General features: G+C 41.6%; 10 protein-coding genes. 3 read left to right on the forward strand and 7 right to left on the reverse strand.

What is annotated here, in order from left to right; translation table 11 throughout:
- Positions 1-25: 25 nt before the first annotated feature.
- The 3 genes from AC1DPZ_RS01270 to AC1DPZ_RS01280 are packed head-to-tail and all read left to right on the forward strand — an operon-like array spanning position 26 to position 5044.
- Entirely contained in the window at positions 26-2158 is a 2133-nt protein-coding gene (locus AC1DPZ_RS01270) for an alpha-N-acetylglucosaminidase (protein ID WP_477400693.1), read from the forward strand.
- Between the two features lie 39 nt (positions 2159-2197).
- Entirely contained in the window at positions 2198-3568 is a 1371-nt protein-coding gene (locus AC1DPZ_RS01275) for an alpha-L-fucosidase (protein ID WP_477400694.1), read from the forward strand.
- 51 nt (positions 3569-3619) lie between these two features.
- Positions 3620-5044 (forward strand): alpha-L-fucosidase, encoded by a 1425-nt coding sequence (locus AC1DPZ_RS01280; RefSeq protein ID WP_477400695.1) that lies wholly within the window; start codon positions 3620-3622, stop codon positions 5042-5044.
- Positions 5045-5384: 340 nt separating this feature from the next.
- On the opposite strand, the gene AC1DPZ_RS01285 is transcribed toward AC1DPZ_RS01280, so the two are convergent.
- The 7 genes from AC1DPZ_RS01285 to AC1DPZ_RS01315 all read right to left on the reverse strand — a co-directional run bounded on the left by AC1DPZ_RS01285 (position 5385) and on the right by AC1DPZ_RS01315 (position 19059).
- Positions 5385-6599 (reverse strand): glycoside hydrolase family 27 protein, encoded by a 1215-nt coding sequence (locus tag AC1DPZ_RS01285; protein ID WP_477400697.1) that lies wholly within the window; start codon positions 6597-6599, stop codon positions 5385-5387.
- Positions 6600-6681: 82 nt separating this feature from the next.
- Positions 6682-8196, reverse strand: a complete 1515-nt coding sequence (locus AC1DPZ_RS01290; protein ID WP_477400698.1) for a right-handed parallel beta-helix repeat-containing protein — start codon at positions 8194-8196, stop codon at positions 6682-6684.
- 217 nt (positions 8197-8413) lie between these two features.
- The gene (locus AC1DPZ_RS01295; protein ID WP_477400699.1) at positions 8414-9967 is read right to left on the reverse strand and encodes a right-handed parallel beta-helix repeat-containing protein; all 1554 of its coding nucleotides are present in this window, start codon (positions 9965-9967) and stop codon (positions 8414-8416) included.
- A gap of 241 nt (positions 9968-10208) precedes the next feature.
- Positions 10209-11522: an IPT/TIG domain-containing protein gene (locus AC1DPZ_RS01300; protein WP_477400700.1), complete on the reverse strand. Its 1314-nt coding sequence runs from the start codon at positions 11520-11522 to the stop codon at positions 10209-10211.
- A 93-nt stretch (positions 11523-11615) separates the two neighbouring features.
- The gene (locus AC1DPZ_RS01305) at positions 11616-13451 is read right to left on the reverse strand and encodes a RagB/SusD family nutrient uptake outer membrane protein (RefSeq protein ID WP_477400702.1); all 1836 of its coding nucleotides are present in this window, start codon (positions 13449-13451) and stop codon (positions 11616-11618) included.
- A gap of 48 nt (positions 13452-13499) precedes the next feature.
- Entirely contained in the window at positions 13500-16649 is a 3150-nt protein-coding gene (locus tag AC1DPZ_RS01310) for a SusC/RagA family TonB-linked outer membrane protein (RefSeq protein ID WP_477400703.1), read from the reverse strand.
- A 661-nt stretch (positions 16650-17310) separates the two neighbouring features.
- Complete coding sequence (locus AC1DPZ_RS01315; RefSeq protein WP_477400704.1) at positions 17311-19059, reverse strand: DUF4091 domain-containing protein; 1749 nt, start codon at positions 19057-19059, stop codon at positions 17311-17313.
- Positions 19060-19076: the final 17 nt, after the last annotated feature.

Raw genomic sequence — 19076 nt, forward strand, 5'->3', positions numbered from 1 at the left:
TAACCCTCAAAATCAATACTTTCATATGCGAAAACTAACTTTTCTGCTTGTTTTATTTTTACCGATACATCTTTTTGCCCAACAGTTTGAACCAGTAAAAGCATTGGTTAAGAGGCGCGCTCCGTGGTTAAGCGATCATATCATTTTCAAAGCCGTAAAAACCAGCAGCCCTGAATTAGTTGAACTGCAAACTGTAAAAAACAAACTGGTTATCAGCGCATCCGGGGCTAACGCGGCCGCGGTTGGTGTAAACTGGTATTTAAAATATTATTGCCACCGATCTATGTCGCACATGGGCGATAACCTGGCGCCTGTGTTTCCAATCCCGGTTGTTGGCAAAAAAACAACCGTACAGGCTGAGGCCAGATATCGTTATGCATTAAATTATTGCACCTATAATTATACCATGAGCTTTTACAGCTGGCCCGATTGGGAACGGGAGCTTGACTGGATGGCCCTTAACGGGGTTAATACAATGCTTACCGTTGAAGGGATGGAAGCGRTATGGCAAAATACCCTGAGGAAGATAGGGTACACCGAAAATGAAATTAACAACTTTATAGTTGGCCCGGCCTATACCGCCTGGTGGCTGATGGGCAATATTGAGGGCTGGGGAGGACCAATGCCCCAAAGCCAGATTGACAACCGGAAGCTGATTCAGCAAAAAATGATAAAGCGAATGCAGGAGTTGGGTATAGAGCCTGTGTTGCAGGGTTTTTATGGAATGGTGCCCAGCTCATTAAAAAATAAGAGTAAAGCGCGTATCATCGACCAGGGTAACTGGGGGGYGTTTAAAAGGCCGGATATACTTGACCCTACAGATCCCGAATTTAGCCGCATAGCGGGCATATATTACAGTGAAATGCAGAAATTATATGGCAAAAACATTCACTTTTTTGCAGGCGATCCTTTTCATGAAGGAGGCAAAACCGATGGCATAGATCTCAAGAAAGCCGGAGCCTCCATACAGTCATCAATGCAACATTATTATCCGGGTTCGGCGTGGGTATTGCAGGGCTGGCAGGATAACCCCAAACAGGCTATGCTTGATGGTCTTGATAAATCAAAAGTATTGGTGCAGGAGCTTTTTGGCGAATTTACCAACAACTGGGAAAAGCGTAATGCCTATGATAACACGCCTTTTATATGGTGCAGTGTTAACAATTTTGGTGAACGCCCGGGCGTATACGGTAAATTACAGCGCTTTGCCGATGAAATATACAGGGCAAAGCAAAGTACCTACAGCAACTATCTGAAAGGCGTAGGAATAATGCCCGAGGGTATTAATAATAATCCCCCGGATTATGATTTGATGCTTGAACTGGGTTGGCGTAAAGAACATGTAGATACCCGGAACTGGATTAACGAGTATGCCAAATATCGGTACGGTAAAAGTAACACGCATACCAGCAATGCCTGGCAGGGCTTTTTACAAACAATTTACCAAAGCCTTCCCGGTTACCAGGAAGGGGCCGGCGAATCTATCTTTTGCGCAAGGCCGGCACTTAAAGTTAAATCAATCTCCAGCTGGGGTACGCTTACCCGTAATTATGATACTGTAAAGTTTGAAAATGCTGTAAAAGAATTTGCCGGGGCTACACCTGCTCTTATAAATTCAGCAACTTATAAAATAGACCTCATCAACATGGTTAGGCAGGTACTGGCCAATAAAGGAACCCTTGTTTTTAATGACCTAACAATGGCATACAACAATAAGGATCTGCAGGCCTTTAACGAGGCGAGCGAGAAGTTTTTGCACATGATAAAGTTAACGGATGACCTGTTGAACACCGACCCTTACTTTAGGCTCAACACTTATCTTAAACAATCTGTAGCTAACGGAAATACAGCCGAAGAAAAAGCAAATAATTTAAAAAACGCGCTAATGCAGATTACTTATTGGGGAGAAAACGTGCGTACAGAGGATAACCTACATGAGTATGCCTATAAGGAATGGGCCGGCCTGATGGATGGATATTACCTGCCCCGCTGGGAAATTTATTTTGATTACCTGCGTGGCAACCTGGATGGCAAAACCATTCCCGAACCCGATTACTTTTCCTGGGAGCGCAAATGGGTGGATGAAAACCAGAAGCTAAATCCCGAAAAACCACACCGGCCTTTACAGGAAGTAGTTAACCAAATTTTATCGATGTAAACTTAAAACACCCATTTTAATTCAAACTAACAGACCGCTATGCGTCAATTCAAAAAAACGGCCTTCATTATTTTATCAATTTCCCTGGCATTTTCTTCTTTATATGCTCAAAAGAAAATAGGAACAGAAACACCCGAACAAAAAGCGAAACGCATGGCCTGGTGGACCAACGATCGTTTTGGGATGTTTATCCATTGGGGACTTTACTCGCAGGCGGCAAGGCATGAATGGGTAAAGAGATGGGAACGAATGACCAATGAACAATACCAGCCTTACTTTGATGAGTTTAACCCCGATTTGTTTAACCCTAAAGAGTGGGCAAAGAAAGCCAAGGCGGCCGGAATGAAGTATGCCGTGCTTACTACCAAACATCACGAAGGGTTTTGCCTGTTTGATTCAAAATACACCGATTATAAGGCCACCAATACCGCCGCTAAAAGAGACCTTGTGAGAGAATTTGTAAACGCATTCAGAGCCGAAGGCATAAAAATAGGTTTCTATTATTCCCTGTTAGACTGGCATCATCCGGATTTTACGGTTGATGTTTTACACCCATTGCAACCGGCAAGCGAAAAGGATGAGGATTATGATAGGTTGAATAAAGGCCGCGATATGGCCAGGTACCGCACGTACATGCACAACCAGATTAAAGAATTGCTTAGCAATTACGGTAAAGTTGATATGCTATGGCTCGATTTTTCGTACCCCGACAACGGCAAACATGGTAAAGGCAGCAAAGACTGGGGATCTGTTGAATTGGTAAAAGAAATAAGAAAACTACAGCCCAATATTATAATTGATAATCGCCTTGATATAAACGAATACCAGGACGGATGGGATTACCTTACACCCGAACAGGTAAACTTAACAGAATGGACTAAAAAAAACGATTACAAAACTTATTGGGAAACCTGCCAAACGTTTTCGGGCTCCTGGGGGTATTTCCGCGATGAAAATAGTTGGAAAAGCACCAAACAGTTAGTTACGATGCTGATAGAGGCTGTAAGCAAACGCGGCAACCTGCTGCTGAATGTAGGCCCTACTGCGCGTGGTTTATTTGATAAACGTGCCAATGAGAGGCTGGACGGAATAGCAGCCTGGATGAAATACAACAGCCGGGCTATTTACGGATGCACCGAAGCCCCGGAAACATTTAAAGCTCCCGAGCATACCATGCTTACCTATAATGCCAATACCAGGCGCCTGTATGTGCATTTGTTGGAGTATCCGGGCAAAACCATCACCTTACCGGGCTATAAGGATAAGGTTAAATATATCCAGTTTTTGCATGATGCGTCAGAGATACAACCGGAGAGCAAATCAAAAGCTTCGGGAAACGACCTGGTATTAAACCTCCCCGAAACTAAACCCGATACTGAAATACCTGTAATTGAACTGGTATTAAACTAATGCTATATATCCAACTATTAAAATTTATCTATCATCAATAATTATATTATCATGATTCAGAAATTCATACTTGGTCTTTGTTTGCTGGCCTGTAGCCAGGCAGCAATCGCGCAAAATGAGCATGAAATGTCCAACACCTACCAGATTCCTAAAGATTCCCTGGTACGGCAAAAACTTGCCCAATGGCAGGATCAAAAGTTTGGTTTGTTTATGCACTGGGGAACATATAGCCAATGGGGCGTAGCAGAAAGCTGGACTATTTGTCCAGATGACTGGGTTACCAGAACCGGCCCCTATAGTGATGATTATTTTGCCTATAAAAAAGCATACGAAAACTTACAAACCACCTTTAACCCGGTTAACTTCAACCCCGAAAAATGGGCGAGGGCGGCCAAAGCCGCAGGTATGAATTACATGGTATTTACAACCAAACACCATGACGGCTTTAGCATGTTTGACACCAAACAAACGGATTATAAAATTACAGATCCTAAAACGCCTTTCTCAACAAATCCGCGAAGCAATGTCACCAAAGAAATATTTAACGCCTTTCGTAAAGATAATTTTATGATCGGGGCATATTTCTCCAAACCAGATTGGCACAACCAAAACTATTGGTGGTCTTACTTTCCCCCTAAAGACCACAATGTTAATTACGACCCGCTACGCTATCCCGAACGCTGGCAAAAATTTAAAGATTTTACCTATAACCAAATTGAGGAGCTGATGACCGGCTATGGCAAAGTAGATATTTTATGGCTCGATGGGGGTTGGGTGCGGCCATCACCAGCAAAGGGGAACGATCCGCAGCACTATAACCAGGATCTTGATATGGCCAGAATAGCAAAAATGGGCCGCAGTTATCAACCCGGCCTTATTATGGTAGACCGCACCGTAGCCGGCGAATTTGAAAACTATACCACACCCGAACAAGAAGTACCAGATAAGCCTTTATCCTATCCATGGGAAACCTGTATGACCATTGGTAAGTACTGGAGTTACGTCCCGAATGACGAATTTAAACCCAGCCTGCAACTGGTACAAACACTTATAAAAATAGTTTCGCGTGGAGGTAATCTCCTGCTTAATATCGCCCCGGGGCCCGACGGCGACTGGAACCCCGTTGCTTATCAAAGACTACAGGATATTGCCGGCTGGATAAAAATTAACGGAGAGGGCATCTATGGCTCTGAACCGGTTGCACCTTATTCTGCCGGGAATATTTATTTCACCAGGTCGAAAACTAAGAAAACGTTATATGCATTTTGGTTATCTGAAAAGGACAATGTAACCCTCCCGTCCATGGTAAGTTTCCCGGTAAGCAACATTAAACAACCTAAAAAAGTAAGCCTGCTTGGCAGCACTCAAAAATTAAAATGGCATTACCAAAACGGGCTGTTAAGCATTCAAATACCTGGTGCTTTACAAAAAAGCGCCGCCTTAAAATACAGTGGCACTTTTGCATTAGCATATTAAGGAATAGATGATTTTGACCAGGGGAAATCGCTTTAAAACTAATAAGACCTTAACCATATCGGTGGGTTTGAAACCTTCAGTTTTCGAAAGATTTTCCCCTGGGCTACGGTGTGCATCCATTTTTATATATCCCAAACTGTTGCGTTCGCAACAGGTGAAACACCTAAAATACACATCTACTTAAAGGTCAATTAATTATGAATTGTCATAATTTATAAATCGCAACAAAACCGCAACAGCAGACGAAAAAGAGCGGCTATCAAGAGGCAAAAATTGGGGGTTCAATCGGTACTTCAAACCGATTGTCATTTTGAACGAACCAAGGTGGGAATGGCGCTGTTTAAAATTTAGTTAATTTAACCATCACTACCTCATGTACTCCAATAGCTGTTTTTAATGCCCGTTTAGTATTCCCTAAACCCTTCTTCAGCCATAAATCATATATCTTATAAGCAGATGTATTAAAATCAATATTTATACCAGATAAAGTATCTTTTATTGGGTGATCTTTCCAATTGTAAGTAATGGTTTGGTGCTTTGCCGATCTGTTTAAAAAACAAATGGCCAGTTCATTATTGGCTAATGGCTTTATCCATATCTCCAGTCCGTCAAGTGTAGAATATTTAAACCCGGCAATCCCTAAAACATCCTGATCTACTGCAATCACATCCTTGTTTGTTAATATGGATTTAGTTTGGTCAGTCATTTTACGCAAATCATTACCAGCCATTAACGGCGCTGCCAACATGCACCATAACGAAAAATGTGTCTTGTCTTCATTATAAGTCATACCGTTACCCACTTCCAGCATATCCGGATCATTCCAATGGCCAGGCCCCGAATATTGCCTCATTTCAGCTTGCTTATCAGCTATACCCATAACGCTCATAGCCGACCATGTTCCTTTATCCACAACTCCGTCAAAGCCGGCGCCAATGTCGCCTGTGGTAYGCCATAAATGCCCTACGCTGGTTGCCCATTCCCACGGTTTATGGTTACCCCATTCGCATAAACTGAATACCATTGGCCTTCCGGCCACTTTAATAGCTTTACTCATAGTTGTATATGACTCTTTGGCGTTTAAACCATCTGTATTACACCAGTCATATTTTAAGTAGTCTACCCCCAGCGCCGCATAAAAACGGGCATCCTGGTACTCATATCTGCGCGTACCGGGATACCCGCCACAAGTTAAGGTACYCGCACAATTATATATGCCAAACTTTAAGCCCTTAGCGTGTACGTAGTCTACAAACTTTTTCATCCCTCCAGGAAATTTTTTAGGATCGGGTACCAGGTTACCACTGCTATCCCTTTGAATAGCCATCCATCCGTCATCCAATATAAAATACAGGTAACCGGCATCTTTCATACCCGATGAAATAAAACTATCAACCATATTTTTAAGCATTTGCTCATTAATATTGGTTTGAAACGTATTCCAGGTATTGAAACCCATAGGCGGCGTTTGTGCCAGGGCCTCAGATTTTTGAGCAAATAAGTTATGAGCGGTTAATAAAAATATAATTGCTGTATATAAAAATGCTTTTATCATGATAGTATAGTTTAATAAGGATAATGTGCTGCTCTGTTAAAGTATACGTTTCAGTACCGTTCGTTTTTTAATTAAAAACTCCTCACTGCTGTGAGCCCTTACTTATTTTATTGTTCACTATTCGCGCATTTCCATCAATGTCTGTTGCCCCATTTATATCGGCTGAGATTACCTGCCCGGAATTTTTTGCAGGCGAGGATGATTGCAAATGAAGATCGGGGCCGGATGTATTTACGAATAAAGGGTCGACGCCATTTGTTGAATTAGCATCTCCGCTGCAGGCTGCCTTCCATAAATTATAATCGGTATATAAAATGCCATTCCAGGTCCACTGTGCAGCGCCTGTTGTATAATATAAATTGTAATCGATGATATTGCCAGAGCCCTTCGCAGTGTATTTATGAATAAACATATCTGATGCTCCGCAATAAATAATGTTATTTTTTATAACATTGTTGGTGCAATCCTCCCTGATACTAATCTCACCTTCTATTTCACCAAATGCGCCTAAAGCCTGGTTGTTGTTATACAAGGTATTATTTACAATAGCCGAATTGTTTGTACCGCCACCTGTATAATTTAAATACCCTCCCATGTAAATACCAGAGCACCAGCAGTTATATACCAGGTTGTTCCTTATGGTGACATGATCAGTAGGGAATCCATTGGTTTCGCTTACCGCGCCAATACCTCTATCGGTAACAGATACTTTATTTTTCTCCACCACCACATTTCTGCCGCCATCAACATAAATACCTATAGCGCCATGCCCGCCAAGCGGCCCCCTTTTACTTTCAATGTTATAGAGGGTATTATCACTGATAATACCATTGCGCGCATAATTAAGTGCAGGGTTGGTATTTGCCGCATAACCACCGGCCGCATCAATACCAATATTCTGGGCGTTATATATTGTATTGTTGGTGATGGTAAATCCATCAACATAGCCATTGATGGTTAGGTTTTCACCATACCCGGTTTTACAATCATGTATGGTATTCCCGGTAACGATAATATTGGTTACCGGATCGGAAGTATTCCCGATAATTAAAATGGCATTACCCCCTCCGTTAAGCGGCAGCTGGGTATAATCAATGCCGTATATGGTGTTATTTTTTACGGTAATGTAATCAGAGCCCCCTTCAACTATAATGCCCTTAGGATCGCCGGTAGATGTTTTAAGATTGCGTATTTCAAATCCATCAACAACTATAAACTTTGCCTTGTCAATAGTTATCAGCGCCTCCCGGCCATTAACGCTAAAAGCACTACCATCAATTACAGGTTTTTCGCCACGATACGCTTTCAATGTAATATACTTATCCATTACCCCCGATTTGGGGAATACTACTTTTTCACTGTACGTTCCGCCCCTTACTATTACGGTATCACCAGGCACGGTACGATTTAGCGCAGTATTAATGGTTTGGAGTGGCGCATCAATTGTTCCCTTATTTGACTCTAATCCGTTGGCCGCTACATAGTAAACATGCACATTGCCGGCAGGCGTTACAACCTCGGTGGCGTTTTTTTTGCTGCAACCCAATACCTGTAACGCAAAGCCAAGCATCAAAAAAAAATTAACATTACGTTTCATTCCCGTTCGTTTTTAAATTAAGGACCTCTTAGATCTGTCTAAATTTGGTTTATTAATGTTTTTATACTTCTAATGAAGCACATATCGATGCGTCATAGGAGGCACGAAGCAATCCCCACCTTACAGGGTAGTTTTGCAATCCGCTCTATATAGTTGGCGATTGCTTCGTCGTACCTCCTCGCAATGACGGTCCGTTTTTTTATTTTTAGACAGCCTCTTACTGCTGTGCGCCTTTATTTATTTTATTGTTCACAATACGCGCATTTCCGTCAATGTCTGTTGCCCCGTTTATATCAGCTGAGATTACCTGCCCGGAATTTTTTGCAGGCGAAGATGATTGTATGTGAAGATCGGGAAGTGAGGTATTCTTCAATTGTGGGTCGGCGCCGTTTGATGAATTGGCATCATTGCCGCTGGTTGTCTTCCAGGCATTCAAATCGGTGTTTGGAGCACCATTGGTACTGTTCCAGATCCATTGCGCTGTGCCTGTGGTATAGTATAAATTGTTATCAATAATATTATTGCTCCCCGTTGAAGTATACTTGTGAATAAACACGTCAACCGGCCTTGCGTATACAATATTGTTTTTTATCACGTTGTTATCGCAATGCTCTGTAAGCCTTATCTCTCCTTCTATCTCACCAAATGCCCCCACAACCCGATCGTTTTGGTATAGCGTATTATTCACTACATAACAGTCTTTAGTTCCGCCGGATGTGTAGTTTAAATAATCGCCCATGTATATGCCCGTACGATAGCAGTTGTATACAAAGTTGTTTCTTACAATGGTGGTTTTTGTTGCATATACATTGCTTTCGCTCACCAGCCCGATACCTCTGTCGCTATTATATACCCTGTTTCTTTCGATGATAGTGTTAGCTCCGCCGCAAACATAAATGGAGATGGCGCCATACCTGTCGGGGCCCCAAATTTCGGGAGTCCTGGTCATGGTATTATCATGAAACTCGTTATCGCTTATCACGCCATTACGGGCATAATTAGTAGCAACATCTCCATCTTTATTAAGGTTATCACCGCCAGCAACAATTATCCCTATGTTTTCTGTATCGTATACTTTATTACGGCTAAAAACAAAGCCGTCGATATTACCGGCCAACGTTACATTTTCGCTTGTGCCTGTTTGTGTATCGTGCACTGTGCAGCCTGTAATAACCAGGTTAGTAATGGCTGTGGCTCCGTTACCTATTACCAGTATGGCGTGGCCGCTTCGCCAGTCGRCTAATGACGCGTTGCTTTTTATATTAAAAATATTACAGTTTTTAATTGTTATATCGCGAGAATTGCCATTAATGGCAATGCCCTCAGGATCGGTATTAAAAGTTGCACTTGTAAGATTGCAAATATCAAAGCCATCCAGCGCTATATACTTTACATTGCTTAGTGTAATTAATGACACCCAGCCCGAAACTATTATTTTGCTGCCGTCTATTACCGGTTTTTCTCCGCGGTATGCTTTCACTGTAATAAGTTTATCCTTTACTCCCGACTTAGGGAACACCACTTTTTCATAATAGGTACCACCTCTAACCATAACAGTATCGCCAGGTACAGCATGGCTCAGTGCGGTATTGATGGTTTGGAAAGGAGCATTAACTGCACCCGCATTAGCATCAGATCCATTAACTGATACATAATAAATATGCGTAATACCTGCTGAAGGCGTTACATCATTACCAGCGCTTTTTTTACTGCAAGCCATTCCCTGCAATGCAAAAACAAGCATAAAAAAAATATTAATATAACGTTTCATGCAGTACATTTTCAAATTAAAACACCTGATATCTTTCATTCACTTTGGTTTATTGATACCTGAATATGCAAAGCATAGACCCGTAGCAGAAACTTACTCCYGCTACGGGGACTATACTAATCAAACAAAACAACCATCAATTATTATTTGCGTTGCTCCCCGGCAACAGCATTTGTTAAGGATAGACGATTAACTAAAACAGTATAATTACAAAGGGTAATTGTGCTATTGGCAATTACCATTATTCCGATACTATTTTTCTTACCCTGTTATTATTTTTGTCCAATACATACACAGTTCCGTTTTTGTCAACGGCAACACCTGTCGGAGCGCTAAAAAGGGCCGATCCTCCTATAGCATCGGCATAACCAGCCGTACCGCTCCCGGCAAAGTTGCTTACCTCAAAAGTGCCGGCCTGGATATAACGGATACTTTGATCGGGATTAGAAGTACTACCATCCCAGGTTCCGTTACCGGCTACATATATATTGTTGCTATTATCTACAGCAATGCCCCATGGCGCAGAGAATTTTGCTGCTGTAGCGGCTCCGTTCACATACCCGGCGCTTCCAAGCTGCCCGGCAATAATGCTGCCCTGCCATGTGCCTGCAGCAAATTTTTGAATAACCTGATCTCCGTTATTCGACACATATAAATTGCCGGTTTTATCAAACTTAATTCCCGCCGGATAATTCAGACCGGATACAACTTGTTTTGCGGTCCATTGAGCTGATACCTGGTAGATGTTTCCGGGGCTGGAGCAACTTGAATAATAAACGTAGCCGGTAGTTTTATCAACAGCTACGCTCCAGGGCGACTGGTTTCCCCATGCCCAGGTAGTAGCAGTACCATCCGGAGATATTTTGCGGATATCCCAATTCCCCGGGTCGACAGTGTAAACGTTGCCCTGGGCATCAACGGCCACATCATAAGGCAAAGAAAAGTTTGCGGCTGTCCCCTTCCCATCCGCGTAGCCAGAAACACCGGGACTACCGGCAAATGTTGTCACGTTCCCGGCTGTATCAATTTTCCTGACACAATGATTCCCCGGATCGGCAACATAAATGTTCAGATTATCGTCAACAGTTATACCGCAGCTCCTGTACCAGCTTTGACCGCCAAAATCAAACATAGCATCTGTTCCCTGGCCATTGGCAAAGCCGGCTTTACCCGATCCGGCCAATGTGGTAACGGTCCTGGTATATTGGTAAGTAAAATTACTTGTACTTGTGGCGGTTCCTTTTCCTATAGTTATAACCAGCGGCCCTGACCCTGCCTTTTTGGGTACCACTGCAATCATTTGCGTAGTATTGGCGCCAATGATCCTAAGTTTTAGCCCATTCAGCGTAACTGCAATTTGCGAAGTGTCGGTTGAAAAATTGGTCCCCGTAATCAGTACTTCTGTACCTCCGCCACCCTGTGCCGGAATAAATGTGTTAATACTGATAGGCGAGTCGGCATTATGTGTAGGGGTCTTCTCTTTTTTACAGCTTATAAAAGCCATCATTATAAAAACCCCGCCGGCAAGTAAGTATTGATTTATACTTTTTGCCATTATGTTTATGAATGTTTTCATTTGAATAATTATTCTTTAATTATTTATTTTTTACAATATCTTCTATTGCCTTTTGGGCAATAAAAACGTGCATTACCAACCCGGATTTTGTACTAAAGCCCTGTCGCGGTCTAATTGGTACTGGGAGATGGGGAACAGGTACATTTTATTGTTCCATACCCTTTTTTGAAAAAGCGTTCTATTGTAAAAACCGGTAAACGAAAATCCCAGGCCCTGGTCATCGGTATTTACATTCAGGCCATAAATGATTTGGTTTTCATCAGTACCTAATAATAGTCTCCTTACCAGGGTATAGTACCTGTCGCTTTCAAAACACAACTCTACCTGTCTTTCCTTTAAAATGTATTTTCGCATTACATCCTTGTTGCCAACGGCGCCCGGATAAACAGTTTCTATACCGGGTAAACCGGCCCTGCTCCTGATCTGATCCAGGTACAGAACAATATTTTGATTTGATGGATCATATTCGTTCAAAGCTTCTACATAATCCAGCAATATTTCGGCATATCTTATCAGTATAAAAGGTCTGTAATTTGCCGCATCCTGTCTTATGTTATCTGCAGGGCTTACATTTTTCAGCACATCATATCCTGTAATATTATTACTGGCCCCGCTTGCTTTTGCACCAGCTTTACCGTTATAATAAAACTCTACCCGGCCTGTTCCATCAACATTGGCGGCTGATGAATAATAGTTTTTGTCGTCAACAGTTGGTGCAGGCAATACCGGCCTGCCGTTATATTGTATATAGGCATAAAACCGGGGCTCACGGTTTGCATACATATTCCATTGCCCTTTGCTGTGTTCCCAGTACTTAGTACCATTGCTTTGGGCAAAACTTGTTCCCGTATATCCGGATAGCGGATCATCAATGGTTCTGCCGTTATTCATATAAAATGCATCCACAATGTTTTGGGTAGCATTGTACATACTATATCCTCCCGGCCCTGGCGATACGCATTTTGTATATCCCCAATAATTCCATGAATTTCTTGAAAATATGATCTCGCTGTTCCAGTTGGTTAAGAAAAGATCCCTGACAGACAGGTAAGGATCAAACTGGGTTCCGCCATTATCAAGATTGGTAAATAACTTATATGAACCAAGGTCAATTAAAGCCTTTGCGGCATCTGCAGCTACCTTCCATTTATTGGCATCGTATGCTGTTGGCGCCAGCTGTGTACCATCCTGGTTTTTAAAAGAGGAAAATGCAGGGTTACCGTTCCACAGCGGGCTTGCAGCCAATAAAGCAATCTGTGCTTTTACAGCAAGACAGGTACCCTTTGTTGGACGGCCATAACTGCTGGTTGAGGGCCACTGGGCTGGTAAACTTGCCGCAGCCTGATCCATCAACTGGTTAACATAGTCTTTACAATCATCAAAAGATGATCTTGGATACTTGTTAAAGTCGTCGTTTAAACTTAACGCCTCGGTTACTTTCACAACCGGGCCGTATTGTTTTATCAGCTGCCAGTAAAACCATCCGCGTAAAAACCGGGCTTCGGCTTTATATTGATTTTTTAACGTTACACTCAACTGGGTGATTGGAACTTTATCAATATTAGCTTCAAAAATAAACGACGACCGGATTCCATTATAATAATTACCCCAGTAATCAAAATAAGCATTTACGGGGCTCCAGTTACCTACAACCATTTGCCTCACGTTGGTACCAGGAATTGATACAGACGATTCATCACTTGCCCCCATGGCGCTAAAATTACCGCCATCAGTTTGTATAATATACCCATATATATTGTACAGGTACGATTCGGCATTGGCCCGGGTGCTCCAGATCAAATCAGATGTTAACAGGTTATCTGGTTTTTTATTAAGATAATTACAAGAAGATAAACCGGCGGCCAGGAACGATGCCCCGACAGCTATAATGAGTATATATTTTTTCATTTGGAACATTTTAAATACTTTTTAATTTGACTTAAATTCATTATTTCTTTAAAACGAAGCTCTTAACCCCAAAGCAAATATTCTTACCGGTGGATAGCCTGCGCCGTTTGAGCCAAGCTCAGGATCCCAAAGTTTGAATTTGGAGAATGTTAATAGGTTTTGGCCGGTTAAGTAAAAGTAAACCGAGTTAACACCAGCTGTTGTAAGGAACGATGGCGTAAGCGTATAACCCAATGTTGCCTGTTTTAAACGAACAAAACTTGCATCTTTTGACCACCATGTACTCGGCTGATAATTGTTACTGTTTTGATTGGAAATACCTAACCGTGGATAATCTACATTTTGGCTCGGGTTTTCAACTGTCCACCTGCTTTCAAGATTGGCAAGCATTCCAGACGGATAAGTACCCATACCAGTAAACGGAACAATACCCGCACCGCCTGCGCCGGCCCCGCTTATTGAAGAACCATTGGCCATAATAATTACATTGGCGGTTCCCTGGAAAAAGAGAGAGAGGTCGAACTTTTTATAGCCAACCGTAAATCCGGCGCCATACAATATGGTAGGTATATCAGATTTACCGGTAAATACCTTATCAAAGCTGTTTATTACGCCATCGTTGTTAACATCTTTGTACTTAATATCGCCGGGCCTTAACACTGCACCAAATTGGGTAGGGCTTTTATCCACGTCTTCCTGGGATGTAAACAACCCTTGGGCAACATACATCAGGTTATCGCCAAATTTACGCCCGGTTGATTGCTGGTAAGCGTACAGCTGTTTAGGTTCATCCCGCTGTACAATTTTATTATTGTTATAAGTAACGTTACTGTAAAGGCGAAGGGACACTTTACCAATATTGTCGTTATACTCAACATTGCCCTCAATACCATGATTATTCATTTCGCCCAAATTGGCAAATACAGATCCGCTTACACCCAATATGCCCGACAATGAACTGCGTTGAACTAAAATATTGGTTCTTCTCTCTTTATAGGCATCTATGGTGATATTCAATTTATTGAACAGGCCTATCTCTAACCCAATATTGTCTTTGGTTGCTTTTTCCCAGGTAAGATTCTCTACCCCAATTACGCTTTCGGTAGTACCACCATATATAGTTCCGTTAAGTCCTAAACCCACGGATCCGCCACTGCCATATTGATTAATATAAGGGAACCTGGTAATACCATAGGCCGATCCAATCTGGTCATTACCCACAAGACCGTGAGAACCCCTTATTTTAAGCAGCGTAAATGTCTTTGAAAGATCCTTAAAAAAGGCCTCCCTCGAAATTACCCAGCCTGCAGAAACGGCAGGAAAAAAGCCAAACTTCTTACCCGGTTCAAAGTTTTCTGAACCTGTATAACCGGCATCAAATTMCAGCAAATATTTGTCGGCATAAGTATAGGTTACCCTGGCCGCTAAGCTCTGGTTGTTATAAGGGATAGAGCCTATAACGCTGCCTGCCGAGCTTACCACCCTCGATCGCATATTATACAAAACCAGGCCGCCAACATGGTGCTTGCCAAAAGACTGGTCATAATTAATATTTGTTTCGAGGTACATGGTTTTTTCGGCAGAGGATGACTGCGAATACCCCAAAAACTGGCTCCCGTATCTCGACTGGCCCAATACCAAATTACCTTGCGGATCTCTTGATGTAGCTAAAAAAAGATCATTCGTGCCGGTTCTTCCATTATCATTTTCGCTATAGGAGTCGAATGAAAACCTTGCCATAGCGCTCAACCCTTTTGTAATAACATCCAGCTTTTGGTTGATGGAAAAAACAGACTGAATAGTGGGGCGAAACTCGTTATTATAACCGGAGTTTTGAATATCGTTTACCGGGTTTGAGCCTCCGTTATTATAAGGGCCAGCCCATATACCACCCGGATATTGTATTGGAAAGGCGTTAGGCGGCGTTAAATACGATTCGTACCAGATAGCCCCGGCAGATATACCAGGATAGCGGCTATTTACCAGCATGGCATCCAGGTTCATTGTTAATAAAGTAGTTTTACTTAAATCAATATCCAGGTTAGATCTGAAATCATACCTTTTAAAGTTAAGATTAGGATTATAACCATGTTGTTTGGTAACCTTATAACTTCCATCCTGATCATAAAAAGAAGCAGAAACATAATACCTTACCGTTGATGCACCGCCGCTAACATTAAGGTTGGTGTTATAGCCGGGAGCCCAATCTTTATAAACTGATTTTATCCAGTTAACATTTGGATACAGGTAGGGATCTAACCCACTTGCTGTTTTTTGAATAGTTTCTTCGGAATATGCAGATGGGTTACCATCATTTGTAGTTGCTWCATTATGCAGCCGCATCCATGATACCGCATCCAGCATTTTAGGTGTTTTAGTGAGGCCCGACATGGACATCTCTGTTTTGAAAGAAATTTTAGGCTTACCCGCAACACCTCTTTTAGTAGTGATGATTAAAACTCCGTTGGCACCTTTGGCACCATATACAGCGGTTGACGAAGCATCCTTTAACAAAGAAATACTTTGAATATCCTCGGGGTCTATGTTATTATAAGCCCCCCCATAGGTACTGTTTACATCATCGCGCTGAACCCCATCTATAATAATAAGCGGGTTTGAGTTACCAGTAAAAGTACCGATACCGCGAATAGTAAATGATGCATTATCATAACCAGGCTCCCCGCTTCGCTGCATAGATATAACACCTGCAACTTTACCGGCCAGCGCGTTAGATAAAGAACGATTTGGAGTCATCACGTCTCCAACACTCACCGTAGTAACAGCCCCGGTTATCGTTAGCTTTTTCTGCTTACCATAAGCCACAACTACCACTTCGTTTAGTGCCAGGTTATCTTCCTTCAGCGTAACATTAAGTGATGTTCTCCCATTTAAAGGAATCTCCTGCTTAATAAAGCCCACCATCTGGAAAACCAGTACAGCATTCGCATCTGCCTGGATCTTGAAGGTTCCGTCGGTAGTTGTTGATGTAGCAATCTGGGTACCTTTAACTACAACGGTTACCCCGGGAAGCGATTCCCCTTTCGCATCTGTTACCTTACCTGTTATAGTAACAGCAACCGGGTTTATTAAAGCGTTTCCATTTATTGAGTTACGGGCATACCCCTCATAACACAACAAATTAAGAAGTAAGAACAGCCCGAAACCGGGTTGAATTTTTCGTAAAAGTCTTGATTTCATAAATTATCCTGATTTAGTTTAGTTGACACATAAGCCATTTTTTTTGTAAGAGATTGGTTTGTTTAAAAATTACATGTGTGCGCAAACACACACTTTTATTTATGTATATAAACAAATTTAAAAATTAAATGCGTGTGCGCAAACATTTTAAAACAAATGACAAACTTTTACGAAATTTTCAAGAAAATGATTAAAAAATTGGATTAAAATCAATTTAAATGGCCCCTAAGTAAAAATTACTTAGAATTTATGCCAAAATGATATGAATTTTTTACAGAATAATTTACAAGACAGGATWTAATCGCACACAATTGCCATTAAAAAACCAATTCTTCAACAAAACAATGATTAAAATGAAACATTTATATCATTTAGTTAAAAAATAGAGAAAATCCGCATCAAAAATGGCATTTTAATAGATTATTCGTTTAAAACAAAAAAAAGCGATGGAAAGTAGGAGCTTACATCACACACATATAAAATATGGTCCATGATTTTAGCGCAAAACAGGGATAGGTTTAAAAAGTTTTTAATTGAAATAAGCATGCGATGACATGGCAAAGCGTTGGCTGATTTATATCAAATAGATATGACATAAATAAGCCAACGCTTTGCATGCTAACTCAAGGCAAGATAGCTGGAAGGTTTTTATTTATAAGATCTAAAAGCTATTCAACCGACTTTGAGCTGCGTGAAGTACTCCGGCTGCGGTGTTATCTTTGAACTCCCGAAGATCAAAATCGTTCAGTATTTTTTCAAGCTGACGCAATTTGTCCCGCTGGTTGTTTTTTATAAAATCCTTTTTCAGCGTGTTTATCTTTTCAAAATCCTGAATGCCTTCAATCAATCGCTCAAAGCGGATAGAAGACCGCAAACCCGGGTAAACCAAATATGCATCTCCGGATGACCATGATCCAAAACGTGTATCATGTAAAGAATCTTTTGTCCAGCAATTATAAGCCCACCTCAGGTACCCATCGTATCCCTTGTAAGCTGCGTACCATGCCAGCCAAACAGATTCTGCAGGTGCCGAAAAAGAGAATGTATTGGGATGCCCTTCTGTGCAACAGGTATAATAGGTAGTATTAAATCCCGCTTTTTTACGCGAAAGCATGGTTACCTCATCTATTACCTGGTTTGAGGCCACGCTGTAATCTACCAAATCATGCTCAATACCGGGATGATAATTACCCGCCAATGAAATTTTAAAATCTTTATCCGCGCTTTTAATTAATGCAATTGCTTTTTGCATATCCTCCATAGGCCTTTCGTCCATAGCAATAGTGGTTTTAGTAAACCATCCTTTTTGTTTAAGGTGACCGGCAAAATCAGCCAGCATGGGGCGCCAATGCGCATTATATTCCGGGGTACCAGGTTTGGCGATGATTGCAGTGTCTCTTCCCAGGGCCTGGTCATAATAAAAGAATTTCAAATTCCAGGGGATCATACTATAACAGTTGATAAATTTATTAATCCCTAACGACATCATAAAAGACACCCATTTATCAAAAATCGTATAATCATAAGTCCATGAACCGTTCTTATTTTTAGTCCATTTTATCATTGATCCATAAATATCATATGTTTGGCTATTCCATGGATCATATATAAGTGTAGTGGTAATTGATTGCTGACCGGCATCCGCCAGCATTTTCATATATGGGCGCATAATGTCGAAATGCTGTTTAGACCAGGGCTCTACACCATATGCCCTGGAAACCGAGTATGGATTTTGCCACAGATCTAAATGAAATTTCCGGTATGCCGGCGCAGGCAGCGTGTGATTAAGCACCTCAATTGTGTAATGCAAAATCGCGGGATATTTATTTTTTCCTTCCTTAACTTTCACATAACCCTTATAAATACCTTCAACCGCATCATCCGGCACATTAACGCTTAACCAAACGGGGCGGGTAGTATTTTTAGCTACCGGCAGGAATTTTTCCCGATCAATTACATCCTCAACAAGAGAAGAATCATGACCAGCCTGTATCCCACAACCTCCGCCTTCATTATTCAGCCCATCGGCCATTACATAACGTACAAAATTGGCACTGATATTTTTTACCGGAATTTGGTGCCCTTTACCGTCGCCGAGAGTGCTCCATTCAAAACTAACCTGCTGCATATCCCGGGTTGTCCATACCAGGAATTGCGTATGCACTTTCTCCCCTCTCCATGCTTTGGATTGCCATTGAGTTTGTAAAGGGGCTATTGAAGGAGCATTCCGTTTATCATAACGGATATCCGCTGAAGCAAAACTTACATAAACACCCGGTTTTAACACGCTCCAGGTTTCCTGTTGAACAGGTTTAGGATCGGGAAGTTCCTGGTAAGACCTATCAATTTTATACTGTGCCGAAACAACAGTGCTAAATAACAACAGTATTATGGTAAATTTTATGTTCATGATTTCGCTGCTTTCTA

The organism is Mucilaginibacter sp. P4_G9, from assembly GCF_056400985.1.

What these genes read in the sequence shown, in the direction of transcription:
- AC1DPZ_RS01290 (WP_477400698.1), bottom strand. Translation starts at nt 8,196, where the DNA reads ATGAAACGTAATGTTAATTTTTTTTTGATGCTTGGCTTTGCGTTACAG.
- AC1DPZ_RS01275 (WP_477400694.1), top strand. Translation starts at nt 2,198, where the DNA reads ATGCGTCAATTCAAAAAAACGGCCTTCATTATTTTATCAATTTCCCTG.
- AC1DPZ_RS01315 (WP_477400704.1), bottom strand. Translation starts at nt 19,059, where the DNA reads ATGAACATAAAATTTACCATAATACTGTTGTTATTTAGCACTGTTGTT.
- AC1DPZ_RS01300 (WP_477400700.1), bottom strand. Translation starts at nt 11,522, where the DNA reads ATGGCAAAAAGTATAAATCAATACTTACTTGCCGGCGGGGTTTTTATA.
- AC1DPZ_RS01305 (WP_477400702.1), bottom strand. Translation starts at nt 13,451, where the DNA reads ATGAAAAAATATATACTCATTATAGCTGTCGGGGCATCGTTCCTGGCC.
- AC1DPZ_RS01280 (WP_477400695.1), top strand. Translation starts at nt 3,620, where the DNA reads ATGATTCAGAAATTCATACTTGGTCTTTGTTTGCTGGCCTGTAGCCAG.